The organism is Roseomonas sp. CAU 1739, assembly GCF_039839775.1.
GTDB lineage: Bacteria > Pseudomonadota > Alphaproteobacteria > Acetobacterales > Acetobacteraceae > Neoroseomonas.
Genome location: NZ_JBDOQQ010000006.1, coordinates 53,861 through 70,209, shown reverse-complemented (window position 1 = coordinate 70,209; position 16,349 = coordinate 53,861). Strand labels below are relative to the sequence as shown.

General features: G+C 69.3%; 15 protein-coding genes. 3 read left to right on the top strand and 12 right to left on the bottom strand.

The window, feature by feature from the left end:
• Positions 1 to 52: 52 nt before the first annotated feature.
• Genes phnE (AAFN86_RS11955) through phnC form a run of 4 tightly spaced genes read right to left on the bottom strand, consistent with a single transcriptional unit; the run spans position 53 to position 3,598 of the window.
• Positions 53 to 883 carry a phosphonate ABC transporter, permease protein PhnE gene (gene phnE / locus AAFN86_RS11955; protein WP_347543552.1) on the bottom strand — a complete coding sequence of 277 codons (831 nt, stop codon included), beginning with the start codon at positions 881 to 883 and terminating at the stop codon, positions 53 to 55.
• Positions 880 to 1,782 carry a phosphonate ABC transporter, permease protein PhnE gene (phnE, locus tag AAFN86_RS11950; RefSeq protein ID WP_347543551.1) on the bottom strand — a complete coding sequence of 301 codons (903 nt, stop codon included), beginning with the start codon at positions 1,780 to 1,782 and terminating at the stop codon, positions 880 to 882. Before phnE (AAFN86_RS11950) ends, phnE (AAFN86_RS11955) begins: the two co-directional genes overlap by 4 nt.
• Positions 1,779 to 2,777 (bottom strand): phosphate/phosphite/phosphonate ABC transporter substrate-binding protein, encoded by a 999-nt coding sequence (gene phnD, locus AAFN86_RS11945; protein WP_347543550.1) that lies wholly within the window; start codon positions 2,775 to 2,777, stop codon positions 1,779 to 1,781. Before phnD ends, phnE (AAFN86_RS11950) begins: the two co-directional genes overlap by 4 nt.
• Positions 2,778 to 2,800: 23 nt before the next feature.
• Positions 2,801 to 3,598 carry a phosphonate ABC transporter ATP-binding protein gene (phnC, locus tag AAFN86_RS11940; RefSeq protein ID WP_347543549.1) on the bottom strand — a complete coding sequence of 266 codons (798 nt, stop codon included), beginning with the start codon at positions 3,596 to 3,598 and terminating at the stop codon, positions 2,801 to 2,803.
• 120 nt (positions 3,599 to 3,718) lie between these two features.
• Here phnC and AAFN86_RS11935 point away from each other — a divergent pair, with 120 nt between their 5' ends.
• From AAFN86_RS11935 to AAFN86_RS11925, 3 genes are all read left to right on the top strand, one after another.
• Positions 3,719 to 4,690, top strand: a complete 972-nt coding sequence (locus AAFN86_RS11935; RefSeq protein WP_347543548.1) for a tripartite tricarboxylate transporter substrate-binding protein — start codon at positions 3,719 to 3,721, stop codon at positions 4,688 to 4,690.
• A 159-nt stretch (positions 4,691 to 4,849) separates the two neighbouring features.
• Positions 4,850 to 6,463 carry an ABC transporter substrate-binding protein gene (locus tag AAFN86_RS11930; RefSeq protein WP_347543547.1) on the top strand — a complete coding sequence of 538 codons (1,614 nt, stop codon included), beginning with the start codon at positions 4,850 to 4,852 and terminating at the stop codon, positions 6,461 to 6,463.
• A 189-nt stretch (positions 6,464 to 6,652) separates the two neighbouring features.
• A complete protein-coding gene (locus AAFN86_RS11925; protein ID WP_347543546.1) occupies positions 6,653 to 6,979 on the top strand; it encodes an NIPSNAP family protein in 327 nt (108 codons plus the stop codon).
• A gap of 96 nt (positions 6,980 to 7,075) precedes the next feature.
• Here AAFN86_RS11925 and AAFN86_RS11920 read toward each other — a convergent pair whose 3' ends face one another.
• From AAFN86_RS11920 to AAFN86_RS11885, 8 genes are all read right to left on the bottom strand, one after another.
• The gene (locus AAFN86_RS11920) at positions 7,076 to 7,981 is read right to left on the bottom strand and encodes a DMT family transporter (RefSeq protein WP_347543545.1); all 906 of its coding nucleotides are present in this window, start codon (positions 7,979 to 7,981) and stop codon (positions 7,076 to 7,078) included.
• Positions 7,981 to 9,132 (bottom strand): mandelate racemase/muconate lactonizing enzyme family protein, encoded by a 1,152-nt coding sequence (locus tag AAFN86_RS11915; protein ID WP_347543544.1) that lies wholly within the window; start codon positions 9,130 to 9,132, stop codon positions 7,981 to 7,983. Before AAFN86_RS11915 ends, AAFN86_RS11920 begins: the two co-directional genes overlap by 1 nt.
• Position 9,133: 1 nt before the next feature.
• Positions 9,134 to 10,105, bottom strand: coding sequence for a tripartite tricarboxylate transporter substrate-binding protein (locus tag AAFN86_RS11910; RefSeq protein ID WP_347543543.1), 972 nt, complete (start codon positions 10,103 to 10,105; stop codon positions 9,134 to 9,136).
• Positions 10,106 to 10,216: 111 nt separating this feature from the next.
• Positions 10,217 to 11,635, bottom strand: a complete 1,419-nt coding sequence (locus AAFN86_RS11905) for an amidohydrolase family protein (RefSeq protein WP_347543542.1) — start codon at positions 11,633 to 11,635, stop codon at positions 10,217 to 10,219.
• A 2-nt stretch (positions 11,636 to 11,637) separates the two neighbouring features.
• Complete coding sequence (locus AAFN86_RS11900; protein WP_347543541.1) at positions 11,638 to 13,236, bottom strand: ABC transporter substrate-binding protein; 1,599 nt, start codon at positions 13,234 to 13,236, stop codon at positions 11,638 to 11,640.
• 92 nt (positions 13,237 to 13,328) lie between these two features.
• Entirely contained in the window at positions 13,329 to 14,312 is a 984-nt protein-coding gene (locus AAFN86_RS11895; protein ID WP_347543540.1) for a tripartite tricarboxylate transporter substrate binding protein, read from the bottom strand.
• An 87-nt stretch (positions 14,313 to 14,399) separates the two neighbouring features.
• Complete coding sequence (locus AAFN86_RS11890; RefSeq protein ID WP_347543539.1) at positions 14,400 to 15,356, bottom strand: tripartite tricarboxylate transporter substrate binding protein; 957 nt, start codon at positions 15,354 to 15,356, stop codon at positions 14,400 to 14,402.
• Positions 15,357 to 15,399: 43 nt separating this feature from the next.
• Positions 15,400 to 16,314 (bottom strand): DUF6282 family protein, encoded by a 915-nt coding sequence (locus tag AAFN86_RS11885; RefSeq protein ID WP_347543538.1) that lies wholly within the window; start codon positions 16,312 to 16,314, stop codon positions 15,400 to 15,402.
• Positions 16,315 to 16,349 lie beyond the last annotated feature (35 nt).

Below are 16,349 nucleotides of genomic sequence, written 5' to 3'. Positions count from 1 at the left end.
CCGGAGCCTGTTGCATCAGAGGATGCCGCCGGCACGGCCCCGGCCGCAACCGTCAGCCGCGCACGCCGATCAGCCGACGGCGAATGCGGGCCGACAGGAAGTCGATGGCCGCGACGGTTGCGATCATCAGGAGAATGATGAAGGCCACCTCGTCCCAATGGCGGACGCGGATGCGCTCGGCGATCTGCAGCCCGATTCCGCCGGCGCCGACCACGCCGAGGATGGCCGCCGATCGCGTGTTGCTTTCGAAGAAATACAGCGCCTGGGCGAGCATGACGGGTGCCACCTGCGGCAGGATGCCGAAGCGGATGGCGGCGAGCCGGCCGCCGCCGGCGGCGATCACGCCTTCGGCCTGCTTCTTCTCGGCGTTCTCGATGGCTTCGGCATAGAGCTTCGCCAGCACCGCGACATCCGTGGTGAAGATGGCGAGCACGCCGGCCAGCGGCCCCAGCCCGACCGCGCGCACATAGGCCAGCGCCCAGACCAGCTGGTCCACCCCGCGAAAGCCGTCCAGCAGCCGGCGCAGGGAAAAGCGGAACAGCACATTGGTGACGATGTTGCGCGCACCGAGCAGGCCGAGCGGCACCGCGACGGTCGCCGCCATGACGGTGCCGAGGAAGGCCATGGCGACCGATTCCGCCATGCCCTTGAGGATCTCGACCCAGAGTTCACCCGGGCTGGGCGGGATCATCAGCCGGACGATGGTGGCAAGGCCCGACAACCCGTTCCACAGCCGCCGCGGCGTGACGTCGAACCACCACAGCGCGGCCACCAGCCACACGACGAACAGCACCCAACCCGCCGCGCGCATCACGCGCTGTGCGGCGCTGGGGCCGAAGGCCGCCGGCATGCGGTCCCGCCACCGCGCGACATCGGCGTTCATCGTGCCGTCTCCAGCCGCCCGATCGCGGCATGGCGCAGCCGCTCGGATATCAGGTCCACGCAGGACACGGTGAGGACGATGAGCAGCACAATGGCGCTGATCTCCTCGTAGTAGTTGAACGAGATCACCTTGTAGAGCTCCTCGCCGATCCCGCCGGCACCGACGAAGCCGATCACGCTCGCGGAGCGGATGTTCACCTCGAAGCGCAGCAGCAGGTAGGAGATGATGTTGGGCAGCACCTGCGGCAGCACCGCGAAGCGGCAGCCATGCGCCCAGGACCCGCCGGCACTGGCCACGCCTTCCCAGGATTTGAGGTCGGCATTCTCAATCGCCTCGGCGAACAGCTTGCCGTTCGCGCCGGCGGAATGCACCGCGATGGCGAGGATGCCGGCAAGCGGGCCGATGCCGAATGCCCAGACGAAGATCAGCGCGTAGACGATCTCGGGCACCGTGCGCATCGCTTCCAGCGAGCGGCGCGCGAGATGATAGGCGAGCGGCGATGGCGTGATGTTGCGCGCCGCGGGGAAGGCCAGCAGCAACGCGGCGGCGGAGCCCATCAGCGTCGCGAGCGCGGCCATGTTCGCCGTCTCAAGGATCAGCAGCGACCATTCGGGCAGGCGGTAGAGCCAAAAGGCGATCGATCCTTCGGTCTCCGCGCCGGCAAACAGGGACGCCCAGCGCAGGTCGGGCAGGATCTTCGCGAAGTATTCGCCGATGCGCGGCAGGCCGGCCCACAGCGTCGCCGGATAGGCTTCGCTGACCCAGGCGGCGACCAGCAGGCAGGCGAGCAGGATCGCGCCGCCGAGCAACGCCTGCTGGCGCTTCTGCCGGCGGGCGGCCTGGAAGGCTTCCTCCCCGCGGATCACCGCGGGGAGGCCGGTGGCGTAGGCTGCGCTCACGAACGACGGCGGCGCGCGGCGGCTTCCTCGCGCCGCAGTTCGACGATCATCTCGAAATCCTGGTGGCGCACCTCGCGATACCCGGTGCCGCCGCCGCGCTCGATCTGCTGGTAGATGTCCGGATGCGACTTCGGCAGCGCCAGGTGGAACAGCTTCATGTCTTCCTTGAACGCCGCCGGCAGCGCGGTGCGCGCCGCGGTCGGGCCATTCGGAATGGGGTCGGAGGTCCAGATGATGCGCAGGTCGGACATGTTGAGCATGCCTTTGTCCACCATCGCGCGCAGGTTGCCGCGGCTGTAGCCCTGCGACACCTCGCCCTGGCCCGAGGCCCAGGTCACCGCGCCGTCATACTGGCGCTGCAGCACGGCAACGACGCCCTGTTCATGCCCGCCGGCGAAGCCGGTGCGGGAGAAGTACTGGCCCGATTCGACCCCGATGCCCGACCGGCGCAGCGCGAAGCGCGGGATCAGGTAGCCCGAGGTGGAATTCGGATCGGCCCAGGCGAGCGACTTGCCGCGCATCTGCTCCATGGTGGTGATGCCGGAATCGGCGCGCACGACCAGGACCGAGACGTAGGAGATCGAGCCATCATTCTCCTCCGGCACCACCAGCGGCTCGATGCCGCCATTGGTGTCGAGCCAGGCACCGGCATAGCCGGAGGCGCCGAGGCTCGACATCTCGATCTGCCCGGCGGAGAAGGCCTGCAGCACGCCGGCGTAGTCGGTCGCCGGGAACAGCCGCGTGGGCACGCCGAAGGTGCGCTCCAGCAGGTCGCGATAGGCGCCGAAGCGGCCGAGGCGATCGGCCTCGTTCTCGCCACCCAGCAGGCCGATGCGCAGCTGCGGCACCTGGTCGGCCCAGGGGCGGCGGCCGGCGGCCGGCATCGCCGTGGCGGCGTCGAGGGTGCGGCGCGGGGTCCAGGCCTGCGCGGCCGCAAGACGCGGGGCGAGGGTCGCGCCGGCGGCCAGGCCAGCAAGGGTGCGGCGGGTGATCATGGCTATTCTCCTGTGGCGGGGGGTCAGGCGGTGACGACCTGGCGCGGGGTGGCACCCACGGCCTCGGCGGCCTGGGCGGCGAATTCCTCTTCGCTCACCCCGTAGATCTCGCGGATGCGCCGGGCGGTCAGGTCGCCGGGTGCACCGTCGAAGACCAGGCACCCGGCGTTCAACGCGACGATGCGGTCGCAGTTGTCGCGCGCGGTGGCGAGGTCGTGCAGGTTGACCAGCACGGTGATGCCATCCCGGTTCACGCCGCGCAGCGCATCCATGACGATGCGCGCATTGCGCGGATCGAGGCTGGCGATGGGTTCGTCGGCAAGGATCATGCGCGGCTCCTGCAACAGCGCACGGGCGATCGCCACGCGCTGCTGCTGGCCGCCGGACAGCGTGTCCGCCCGCTGCAGCGCGGTCTCGGCGAGGTCGAAGCGGTCGAGCGCGGCGAGGGCGAGGGCGCGCTCCTCGGCGGTGAACATGCGCAGCAGGGACGAGAGCAGCGGCCGGCGGTTCAGCCGACCGACCAGCACGTTGGTCAGCACGTCGAGCCGCTGCACCAGGTTGAACTGCTGGAAGATCATCGCGCAGCGCATCCGCCAGTCGCGCAGCGCCCGGCCGCGCAGCGCGGTCACCTCCCGGCCGTCGAAGCGGATGCTGCCCTCGGTCGGGTCGGTCAGCCGGTTCACCATGCGCAGCAGGGTGGACTTGCCCGCGCCAGAACGACCGATCACGCCCAGCATCTGGCCGGCCGGCACCACGAGCGACACGGCATCCACCGCTGTCTTGGTGCCGAAGCGGCGCGTCAGCCCGTCGATCTCCAGCATCGCATCCCGCCTTTCCATGAGGCGGCGCAGTAGCAGCGGGTCGTGACCTGCCGATGACGTCGGGATGACAGACGTGTTGCGACGCGGCAGGTTGCGCGTAACCAATCGGAGGACAACGCCATGACCAACCGCCGCGCGCTGCTCGCGACGCCTCTCGCCCTGCCCGCGCTGATCCGCCCCGCCACCGCGCAGGATGCCTGGCCGAGCCGGACCGTGTCGGTGCTGCTCGGCTATCCGCCCGGCGGGGTCACGGATTTCGCCGCCAGGGCGGTGAGCGAACGAATGGGCCGCGCGCTGGGCCAGACCGTGGTGCTGGAGAACCGGCCGGGTGCGGCGACGGCGGTGGCGAACACCGCGGCGGCGCAGGCGCGCCCAGATGGCTACACGCTGCTGATGGGCACCTCGACCCTCGCGATCAACCCGGCGCTGCAGCCCAGCCTGACGCCGCGCGACCCGCAGAAGGACCTCGCCCCGATCGGCACGGTGTTCCGCACCGCCTTCGTGCTGCATGTGCATCCGTCGCTGCCCGTGCGCAGCGCCGCGGAATTGATCGCCTATGCCAAGGCCAATCCGGGCAAGCTGAATTTCGGGTCATCCGGCACCGGCGCGGTGAACCACCTGTGCCTGGAACTGTTCCGCGCGCGCGCGGGGATCGATGTGGTGCATGTGCCCTATCGCGGCGGCCCGGCCGCGCTGCTGGACCTGCGCGAGAACCGCATCCAGGGCATGTTCAACGCCGTGCAGGAGGCCCTGCCCGCCGTGCAGGCCGGCGCCACGCGCGCGCTTGCCATATCCTCGAAAGAACGCGCCGCGGCGATGCCGGAACTGCCCCCGATCGCCGATGTGCTGCCCGGCTTCGACGGCGTGTTCTGGCAGGGGCTGTTCGGCCCCGCCGGGCTGCCCGCACCCATCGTGGCGCGCGCCGGCGCCGCGCTGCGGGAAGCGACGACCGATCCGGACCTGGTCGCCCGCATGGCCGCGCAGGGTGTCGCGCTCATGCCCGGTGACGCCGATGCGCTGCGTCGCATGCTGGCGGAGGAGACCGAGATGTGGGGCCGCCTGATCCGCGAGCAGAACATCCGCCCCGAGTGATCGGCCCCACGCGCGCCCGCTCGCTCGCCGGCGGGCGCGGCTCGGGCCCGTGGCGGGCCGACCGGCCGGCTGGCAGCCCGACGGCCCGGCGCGGTTCTTGCTGTCCCTGGCGTCGGGGCGCCGACCGAGGCGGCCCGCGCGACAGGGAGCGACCGATTCATGAGCAGGTTCCGGCGGATCACCGCCTATGCGCTGGGCGCCACCATGCTGGCTGCCTCCGGCGCCGCCATGGCCCAGCAGCCGCGCACGCTGCGTATCGCCATGACAGCCTCGGACGTGCCGACCACCACGGGCATGCCGAACAACGGGTTCGAGGGCATGCGCTTCCTCGGCTACCCGATCTTCGAGGCGCTGACGCTGTGGGACCTGTCGGATCCGACACGCCCGGCGGGCCTTCGCCCCGGACTCGCCGAAAGCTGGGAACAGGACGCGACCGACCCGAAGATCTGGCGGTTCCGCCTGCGCCAGGGCGTGACCTTCCATGACGGCACGCCGTTCAACGCCGATGCGGTGATCTGGAACCTGGACCGGTTCTTCCGCAACGACGCGCCGCAATTCGAACCGGGCGGCAGCGGCATCACGCGCGCCCGCGTCACCATCCTCGGGTCCTATCGCAAGATCGACGACAGCACGGTGGAGATGACGACGACGCGCGTCGCCTCCTACTTCCCCTACATGGTCGTCTATATCCTGATGACCTCCCCGCAATCCTTCGAGACCGGGGGCCGGGACTGGGCGCGCGTTGCCGCGATGCCGCCGGCGGGGACCGGACCGTTCCGCCTGTCGCGCTTCGTGCCGCGGCAATCGGCGGAACTGTCGCGCCATGACGGGTACTGGGACACGGCGCGGCGCGCGCGACTGGACCGCATCCTGCTGCTGCCGATGCCGGAGGCGAATACGCGCCTGGCCGCGCTGCGGTCGAACCAGGTGGACTGGATCGAGGTGCCGCCGCCGGATGCCATCCCGTCCCTGCGCGCGGCCGGCTTCAACGTCACCACCGGGTCCTATCCGCATGTCTGGCCGTGGTTCTTCCAGATGAATGGCGACAACACGCCGTTCCGCGACGTGCGGGTGCGCCAGGCGCTGAATTACTGCGTCGATCGGGAAGGCTTGGTGCAGTTGCTGAACGGCACGGCGGAACCATCTGTCGGCTGGCTGAAGCCATCGGACCCCGCCTTCGGCGCGCCGGTGAACCGGTATCGCTTCGATGCAGCACGTGGCCGCGCGCTGCTGGCGGAAGCCGGCTTCAACGCCCAACGGCCGCTGCGCTTCAAGGTGATGATCTCGACCAGCGGATCGGGCCAGATGCTGCCGCTGCCGATGAACGAATACCTCCAGCAGAATCTGCGCGAGGCCTGCGGCGTGCAGGTGGATTTCGAAGTGACGGACTGGTCGAACCTGCTGGTGGCGACGCGATCGGCGGCGAATGCACCGGTGGTGGCGAATGTGCAGTCGTTGAACCCGTCCTCGCCTTCGTCGGATCCGTCGGTGATGGCGCGGTATTTCCTGCGCGCCTTCGCACCGCCGAACGGCTTCAACTGGGCAGGCTTCTCGGACGACCAGTTCGAGGCCGCCTTCGCCCGTCTGGAGACCGCCCGCACCCCGGCCGAAGCGACCACCGCCTATGCCGAGGCGCATGCGCGCCTGGTCGACAACCCACCCTGGCTGTTCATCGTGCACGACCTGAACCCGCGCGCGATGAGCCGGCGGGTAACGGGGTTCACCTCGGTGCAATCGTGGTTCCAGGATCTGGTGCCGGTGAATCTGCAATAGGCCTGCGGATGGCGGGCGCGGCCGCGCCTTGCGCTCCTGGCCCGAGGCATCCGCCTCGGGCCGGATTGGCGCGATGGGGTGGGCATTGTCCCGGCCAGCCTGTCGCGTGTCCCGCCGGTTTGCGGTCGTGTCCTTCCCCGATGAGGCGTGGCGGGACATGCTGGCCTCACCTTGAAGGAGAAGCCCGCCATGATCGTCGACCTGCGCATCTACACCTGCCTGCCCAACCGGGTGGCGGAGTTCGTCGAACTGTATGAGAAAATGGGGTGGCCGCTGCAGCAGAAGCATCTCGGCAACTGCGTCGGCTGGTACACGACCATCGAGGGGTCGTTGAACACCGTCGTGCATATGTGGGGATATGAGGACCAGGCGGATCGCGAACGGCGCCGCGCCGCGATGGCGGCGGACCCGGCCTGGGCGGACTACCTCGCCGAGGTCGGCAGGCGCGGCATGCTGGTGAAGATGGAGAATCGCATCGTGAAGCCGGCGCCCTTCTTCGCCGCTCTGAAGAAGTAGCCGCGCGGTCCAAGGGCCCGATGATGCCGCGGCCCAGGTGACGACGGCCTCGGGCGACGCCTGCGGTGGGATAAGGCCGGGAGCCCCTTCCCGCCTTCACCGCCCGAGCAGCACCAGCACGACGCCCGAGACCACCACCAGCGCGCCGATGATGTCGGTGCGCTTCATCCGTTCCTTCAGGAAGAAGCGGCTGAACAGCAGGGTGAACAGGATCTCCACCTGCCCCACCGCGCGCACCAGCGCAACTGGGGCATAGGCGAAGCCGGTGAACCAGCAGGCCGACCCGCAGGCCGACAGCGCGCCGACCTGCGCCGAGGACCGCCAGGTGCGGAACAGCGCCGGGATCGAGGCGCGCTCCGTCGCCAGCAGCCAGCCGCCCTGCATCAGCGTCTGCAGCATGTTGATCACCACCAGCGTCTCCAATGCGCGCAGCGTCGCATCCGGCCCGTCGAGCGACTGCGTCGCCGCGCGGATGGCCAGCGCGCAGAGCGCGAAGGCGAACCCGGCACCCAGGCCATAGATCGCCGATGGCTGCACGGTCGCGGCCACCACTTCCCGCAACGATGAGACGCGCCCGGCGAGCGAGAGGAACAGCGTCCCGCCCACCGACACCGCGATGCCAAGCCAGGCCAGCGCGTGGAAGGATTCGCCGAGGAAGATCAGCGCGATGAACGCCGCCTGCACGGCCTCGGTCTTGGAATAGGCGGTGCCGACCGCGAAGCCGCGATGGCCGAAGGACATGATCAGCAGGTTGGTGCCGATGATCTGCCCGAAACCGCCGAGCACGCAGTAGAGCAGGTAGATCCAGCTCGGCGAGGACAGGCTGCCGCCGATCAGCGTCAGGTACAGCACGACGAACAGCATGCCGACCGGCACGCCATACAGGTACCGCACGACAGCCGCAGCATTGACCGTCAGCTGCCCGCGCAATTTCTGCTGGAGGGCTGTCCGCCAAGTCTGGAACAGACCGGCGAACAGCGTGGCGACGACCCAGATCGGCATCAGCCCAACCGCGGATCGAGCCAGGGTTTCGGCATGGGCTGCCAGGGCGTCAGCCGCGCCCCGGCATCGTCGATAGCATTGCCGAGGCCGGGTGCAGCGGACAAGGTCGCCACGCCGCGCGCGAAGCGCAGGTCATGCCCGGTCACCAACGTGAAGAAGCGGTCGGTTTCACCGAACTGCACTTCCAGCGGCAGCAGGTTCGGGATGGTCGCGCACAGATGCACCGAATGCGCGTGACACACCGGCCCGGTCGGGTTGTGCGGGGCGATCTCGACGCCGGCGGTCTGCGCCAGGGCGGCGATGCGCCGGATCTCCTCGTGGCCGCCGGCGTATTTGATGTCAGGCATTAGCACATCGTAGCAGCCGGCCTCGATGAGCGCGCGATAGGCGCCGAGGCCGGCAAGCGATTCCGCGCCGGCGAGCCGCATGCCGCGGTCATTGGCCATGGACCGGATGCGGCGGATCTCCGGATGATTGGCTTCCGACACCGGGCATTCCAGCCAGAACAAGCCGAAGGGTGCAACATCCTGCACCAGCCGCGCCGCACCGCCGGGGGAAAAGCGCCAATGCGCATCGACCATGATGTCGATCTCGCGCCCGACCGCGGCACGCACGGCGGCGATGCGCGCAAGCCCCTGTTCATAGGCGGCGCGCAGGGAAGCATCGGCCGCGTCTTCCCACACGAAGGGTTCGAACGGCGCGAGTTTCACCGCACGGAATCCATCCGCCACGGCGCGTTTCGCTGCGGCGGCGAAGCCTTCCGGGGTGCGCGGGTTCGCACCGCGGTTGATGTTGGCATAGAGCGGCACGACGCCGCGCAGCGCGCCGCCCAGCACGGCGTGGATCGGCCGGTCCGCCGCCTGGCCCGCCAGGTCCCACAGCGCCTGCTCGAAGGCCGAGAGTACCGCATGAGCAACGAGGCCGCCGGCCGCATGCGGGATCAGCCGCGCGACGCGGTTGCGGTTGGTGGCGTCCTCGCCCACCACATTCGCCGCGAGCCGCGCAGCCTCGGCCGCGAGCAGCGCTTCCTGGTTCGACAGCGTGCATTCGCCAAGTCCCGTGCGGCCATCATCGGTGCGCACCAGCAGGAAGGACCAGTTGGTCTTCGGCGTGACGTTGACGCCGAGGAAGTCGAGCGAAGCGATCTTCATCCTACTGCGCCGTGATGTTGGCGGCGGTGGCAAGGCGCTTCCACTGCGCGACATCATGTTCGATGCGCTGCTGGAAGACCTCGGGCGTCGAGACGACAAGTTCGCCGCCGAGCAGGCGGATGCGGTCGCGCAGCATCTCGTTGCCGCGCAGCCTGACCAGTTCGGCGAGCAGTTTCTCGCGGATCGGCGCCGGCGTGCCCTTGGGTGCGAGCAGCCCGTTCCAGGCCACCGTCTCGAAGCCCGGCAGGCCGCTTTCGTGGATGGTCGGCGTGTCCGGCAGGTCGGGCAGGCGGGTCATGGAGGTCACCGCCAGCAGTTTCACCTCCCCGCTGCGGACCTGGGGCATGACGTTCACCAGGTTGCCGAAGGCGAGCGGCGCCTCCCCCGCGATCACCGCCTGCACCAGCGCGGGCGACCCGCGATAGGGCACATGGACGATGTCGAGTGCCGCCTGGTTCTTGAACAATTCCATGTTCATATGCGCCGAGGACCCGACGCCGGCCGACGCATAGTTGAAGGCGCCGGGGCGTGACCGCAGCAGGGCGATCAGCGCGGCGACGTCGGCGACCGCCAGCACGCGCGGATTGATGATCAGCGCGTTCGGCCCGACCACCAGCAGCGAAACCGGGTCGAAGGCGGTGGTCAGGTCGTAGGGCAGGTCGCGGTATATCGCCCCGTTGATCCCGTTGGACCCGGCATTGCCAAGCAGGAAGGAATAGCCGTCCGGTGGCGACCGGAAGGCGGCCTCCACGCCGATGCGCCCGCCGGCGCCGCCGCGGTTGTCGACCACGAAGGGCTGGCCCAGGGCTGCTTCAAGCAGCGGCGAGAACAGCCGTGCCGTGGTGTCGTTCCCGCTGCCAGGCGTGTCGGGCAGGATCAGCCGCACGGAACGCTGCGGCCAGGGCTGCTGCGCCAGCGCGGGCATGGCAAGGGTGGCGACGGCGCCCGCGATCAGGGTGCGGCGATGAAGCATGGCGAGGGTCCTCCCGGGACGCGCGCAGCGTGGCCCGAACCGGGTCGCGCATCAATGTGGCGCGCGGCCCCGGCGGCCCGGCGTCGCGCGCGGCCTCAGCCGCGCGCAATTTCAGCCGCCACGCCGCGTGCGCCCCCAGCCCGGGTCCTCCTCGATCATGTCCGCCATGCCCGAACGACCGAGCATCTGCGCCGTCTCGGCATTGGCGGCCTCGGCGATGGCGGCTTCATCCACATGCGGCACGACGCGGTCGCTCATCAGGATCTCGCCGGCCACCACCACATCGCGCACATCGCCGCCGGAGGCGAAATACACCACGCGGTGCACCGGCATATTGGCCGGCAGCATGTGCGGCGCGGAAAGATCGACCGTGATGATGTCGGCCTGCTTGCCGACCTCCAGGCTGCCCACGCGATCCGCCATGCCGAGGCCCTTCGCGGCGTCGATCGTCACCATCTCCAGCGCCTTGCCCGGCGGCAGCAGTTTCTCGTCGCGTGCGGCGCGCTGGTGGTAGCGCATGGCCTGGAACATGTGGCGGAACATGTCCGTGGACCGATCCGGTGCCGTGCCGTCCGACCCGATCATCACCGTCACGCCGCGATCCATCATGGCGATGACGGGGCAGAAGCCACGCACCGCCGCGATGGCCGACGGGTTGTGCACCACTGAGGCGCCGGTGCGGACCATCGTGGCGATGTCGCCCTCGGTGAGGTCCGTGCAGTGCGACAGCCAGACATCGGGACCCATCAGGCCGAACATGCGGTCGGCCATCTCGATGGAGCCGCTGCGATGGCCGTCCTGGTGGAACAGCGTGCCGGCCTTGCTGCCGATGTCGCGGATGACGCGGCCCTGGGCTTCGATTGCCGCGACCTCGGCGGCGTCGTGGGTATCCTTGCGATAGACCGGCATCAGCGTCGCGCAGGTGACGCGGCCACGGCCGTGGTGGCGCGCGACCAGCGTGCCGATGGTCTCGGCCTGCTGCTCGAAGGACACGTCGGCCACGCTGCCATCGACACCGCGATAGGGGCGCGGAAACGGCGGGCGTGTCGGCCCAAGCACCATGATGCGGCGGATGCCGATGCCATTGATGCCTTCCACATGCGCATCGCCATGCGCCGGGTCATCCACGCGGCCGATCGAATCCCCGCCGCCGAGCAGCATCACCGAGGTGGTGACGCCGAACTTCAGCAGTTCCAGCCCCGCCAGCGCGGCTTCCGCCCGCCAGAAGGACGGTGGGGAGGCCAGGGTGTAGATCACCCGGCAGGCCTCCGACCACGCCTCGGAATCGCCGCTGCCCATGGTCTTGACCAGGCCATGCCCGGCATGGGCATGGCCGTCGATCAGCCCAGGCAGAATCGCCTTGCCGCGCGCATCGATGCGGCGCGGCGCGGCATGCGCGGCCTCGACCTCCGCGCGCGGGCCGACCGCGGCGATGGTGTCGCCGCTGACGGCCACGGCCCCGTCCTCGATGACCCGGCGGCCGCCATCCATGGTGATGACGGTGCCGCCGGCAATGATCAGATCAGCCATTCTCAGTTCACCCGTACGTAGCGCAGGCGCAGACGGTTGTCCGGCGACTGCGCGAGGTCAATATTGCGCCGCGCCGCCCACACCACCGGCTGCTGGTGCAGCGGCACGTGGGCGATCTCGCGCTTCTCGATCAGCAGCGCCTGACGGATCAGCGCGCGGCGCGTCGGCTCGTCGCCTTCCTGCGCGATGCGGTCCACCAGCGCGTCGAATTCGGCATTCGACCAACGGCCGACATTCAGGCCGGAGGTCGTCGCGGTGCGGGTGCGCAGCACCTCCGACAGCGTGGAATAGGTATCGGCCAGCGGCAGCCCGGCATGGCCGACCATGAACATCGACACGTCGGAATTGTTGATCCGCCGCGACCACAGCGCCACCGTCTCGAACTGCGGGATGATGCGGATGCCCACGCGCTGCAGCATGCCGGAGATGGCGATGCACAGCCGCTCGTCATAGACGTAGCGATCGTTCGGGCAGGCGAGGCCCAGCGAGAAGCCGTCCGGGTAGCCGGCTTCCGCGAGCAGCCGCTTCGCCGCATCGGGGTCGAAGGGGAAGGTGCGGGTGTTGATGTCGGACGGCGCGCCGTTGAGGAAGGGGCTCGCCATGGTGCCAGCGATCCAGGCGTTGTTGCGCATGACCGAACGGCGCAGCGCCTCGACATCGATCGCCTGGTAGATCGCCTGGCGCACGCGGATGTCGCGCAGCGGGTTGCGGCCGCGCACATCGGAATAGACAAGTTCATCGCGGAAGTGGTCGAAGCCGAGATAGATCGTGCGCAGTTCCGGCCCCTGCACCACCTGCAGGTTCGGATTGGCCTCGATGCGCGGAATGTCCTGCAAGGGAAGTTCGACCAGGGCATCCACCTGGCCGCCGAGCAGGGCAGCGGTGCGCGTCGGCGCGCTGCGGATCGGCTGGAAGGTGACTTCCGTCAGATTGTGCCGCGGCGTGTCCCACCAGCCCGCGAAGGGTTCCAGTACGGTCGGGCCGTCGATCTGCCGGCTGCGGACGCGGAAGGGGCCGGTGCCATTGGCGGCGCGGGATGCGCCGGTCTCCTCGCGGGCCTGGAGGTTGGTCGCCGCCGTCGCATTGTTCGCCGCCGCCCAGCCGGCATCCATGATGTGCATCTGGGTCAGGGCATTCAGCAGGATCGGGAAGGGTTGCTCCGTCTCGATCTCGACAGTCAGCGGGCCCGTGGCGCGGACTTCCTTGATGACGCCGGCAAGCACGCCGCGGGCGAGCGCGCCCGGCGTGTTCAGCCGCTGCCAGGAAAAGACCACATCCTCGGCGCCGAAGGTCTCGCCACCCTGGAAGCGCACGCCTTCGCGCAGCTGGAAGCGCCAGACCGTGGGCGTCAGGCGTTCCCAGGATGTCGCCAAGGCGGGTTCCAGCTCGATGCGCTGATTGTGCCGCACCAGCGTCTCATAGACGTTGTCGAGAAAGGCGTTGGTGAAGGTGTTGTTCGACGAATGCGGGTCGAGCGTCAGGATATCCGCCGAAAAGGACCAGGACAGGCTGCGCGCGACGGCCGCGGGGGCCGCGGCGATCACCAAGGCCGCGGCCGCCACGGGCATCAGTGCCGCCACCGCGGCGGGGATCATGCGCATCGTCGTGTCCTCCGGCTGGAACCCGGCCGCTGCTGGTCGGGTCGTGGTCGCACAGGCTCGGGCGCGCGGCGGCTGCCCGTCAACGGGACGGATCAGCCCGCATCGACGGTCAGGCCCTCGCGACGGATCACTTCCGCCCATTTGGTGATCTCGCTGCGCACGAAGGCGGCAAATTCATCGGCATTGCCGCGCATCGGGAAGCCGCCGAGTTCGGTGAAGCGGCGCTGCGTGTCCGGCTGGCCGATCAAGGCGGCGACCTCGGCATTGAGACTGTTGACCGCGTCGGCCGGCAGGCCGGCCGGGCCGAACAGGCCGAACCAGGTGTTGACCTCGTAGTTGGCGAGTTCGGGCATGGTCTCGCGCATCGCCGGCACGTCGGGCAGCAGGCTGTTGCGCTCGCGGCTGGTCACCGCCAGGGCGCGCACGGCCCCGGACTGGATATGGCCGCTGATGCCGGTGAGGTTGTCGATCATGAAGGCCACATTGCCGCCGAGCAGATCAACCTGGGCGGGGGCCGAGCCGCGATGCGGCACGTGGATCGCCTCGGCATTCAGCATCTGCAGCATCAGCACCGGCGACAGATGCGTGGATTGCCCCACGCCCGTCGAGGCATAGGGAATGCGCCCGGGCTGCGCGCGCAGCAGCGCGGCGAGTTCCGCGACGGTGCGCACCGGCACATCCTTGTTGACCACCAGCACGTTGGGCCCGGCGATGGTGCCGGCGATCGGCACGATCTGGTCCGGCCGGTAGGGCATGTTGCGGAACAACGAATACGCGATCGCCTGCGGCCCGATATTGCCGAGCAGCAGGGTCGTGCCGTCGGGGCGGGAGCGCACCACCTCCAGCGAGCCGATGGTGCCGCCGGCGCCCGTGCGATTTTCCACCACCACCGCGCTGTTCCAGCGCGGATGCAGGAATTGCGCGAGCATGCGCGCCATGATGTCGGTGGTGCCGCCGGCCGCGGCGGGCACGACGATGCGGGTCTGTCCGGGCGGACGCCAGGCCTGCGCGCGGGCCAGGCCCGGCAGGGCGATCAAGGGCGCGCCGAGCGCGGCGCGACGGGTGATGGCGGCCATGTGGTCCTCCCCGGGACGTTTCGTTTGCTTGCGGGGAGCATGACGCGGCGAAGGCGGGCGGGGAAGTCCCTCGCCCGCCGCCCGGGATCAGGCGGGAGAGAGCATCGGCATGATGGTCTTCCAGGTGTCGATCTCCGCGCGGATCAGCTGCTCGAATTCGGCCGGGGTGCCGAAGCGCGCGGTGACGCCCAGCGGGGCGAAGCGTTCCAGCACGTCGGGCTGGCGCAGGATCCTGTGGAACTCGGTGTTGAGACGGGCGACCACGGGCGGGGGCAGCCGGCGCGGCCCGATGATCCCGTTGTAGCTGGTGTGCAGATAGGGCACGCCGCGCTCCATCGCAGTCGGAATGTCGGGCAGCGTCGTCGTGCGCTCGCGCCCGGTTGTCGCCAGCGGACGCAGGGCGCCGGACTGCACGAGCGGCAGGGTCGGGGCGATGACCTCGATCCCGGCGTCGAGATTGCCGTTCGAGATGGCGGTCAGCAGGTCCGGCGTCGTGCGGAAGGACACCGCCTCGACCTGCAGGTTGCCCTGCATCCGCAGCTTGTCCACGCGGGCCGGGCCGACGGCGCCGACATTGACGTGCCCGGGCCTGGCCCGCACCGCCGCCATGAAGTCCTCGAAGCTGCGCAGCGGCGAATTGCGTGCGACCAGGATGACGTGGTCGAAATAGCCGCATTGGGTGACGAAGGAGAAATCCTCCAGCGGCCGATACGGCAGGTTCGGCACGATGAAGGCCGAGGTCGCCAGCGCCTCGGATGACAGCATCAGCGTATGGCCGTCCGGCTGCGCCTGCGCGGTGAACTCGGCGGCAAGGACGCTGCTTGCACCGGGCTTGTTGTCCACGACGACGGGCTGGCCCAGCGCCTCCGACAGTTTCGGCGCCATCAGCCGCGTCATGATGTCGGCAACACCACCCGCGGCGAAGCCGACGACGATGCGGATCGGCCGGTTCGGCCAGGGCGCGTCGCGGCCCTGGGCGAAGGCGGGCAGCACCGGTGACAGCGCAAGGGAGCCTGCCAGGGCGGCAAGCCGGCGTCTTTGCATCGTTGTTCCTCCCCGAAGTCGTATCCCACCCGTTTGGGGTGGTTCAGCTACCCAGCAGCGCCGCCGCGTTGCTGGCGATCAGCTTGCGGATGGCCGCCTTGGGCATCTGCTGGTCGAGCAGCAGGTGCACCACCTCGCGGAAGCCTTCGACCGGCTTGGGTCCGCCAAGCAGGCCGAGATCAGACGACAGCACGGTGTGGTCGACGCCGGCGACGTCGATCAGATGGACCAGCTCCTCCGGCGTGAACTTCTTCTTCGGGCCCACCCACATGCAGATGGAATGCTCGATCTGCGCGCCGATCGACACCAGCGTGCGGATGTCGTCATCCGTGCAGCCGATCAGGAAGGTCGGATGGTTCACCAGCATGCGGTTCACGCCGCGGCGCTTCGCTTCCTCGAACACCTTGATCATCTCGGCGACATCGAGGTGGCCGCCGGCGAGGATGATGTCGGCCTCGGCGATCAGGTCGAGCACCTGAAGCGTATTGTCGGTCAGCCGGCCATTGGCATCCGTCGCGCGCAGCGGGATCGGGTCCAGCATCTTCTTCGCCGTCTTGGGGAAGTTCTTGCCCGCGCCGGACGCCTGGTCGATGTGGTTCGCCGCCGAGAGCGTCGGCATCCAGATGATCTTCGCGCCGAGCTTCGCCGCATGGTCCACAGCATGCGGGTTTATGCCGCCCGAGGCGTTGTTCAGCGCCAGTCCGGAATACAGTTTCACGCCAAGCTCGGGGAACAGTTTCTCCAACATGATGGCGTGGGCGGTGCCCAGGTAGAAATGATCCTTGTAGAGCAGCGCACTGAACTTCGCCGCCGCGCAGTCGAGCAGCGCCTCATGGTGGTCGAGGGTGCGCGGCATGGCGGCCGGGCCGGAATGGCAATGCAGATCGACGGCGCCGACCAGCAGCTCGGCAACCTCCGCGTCGCGTTCCTCGGTGCGGTCCAGGGTGGTGGTGCTCATGATGCGGTGTGTCCTGGCGATGGTCGGGATGGCGG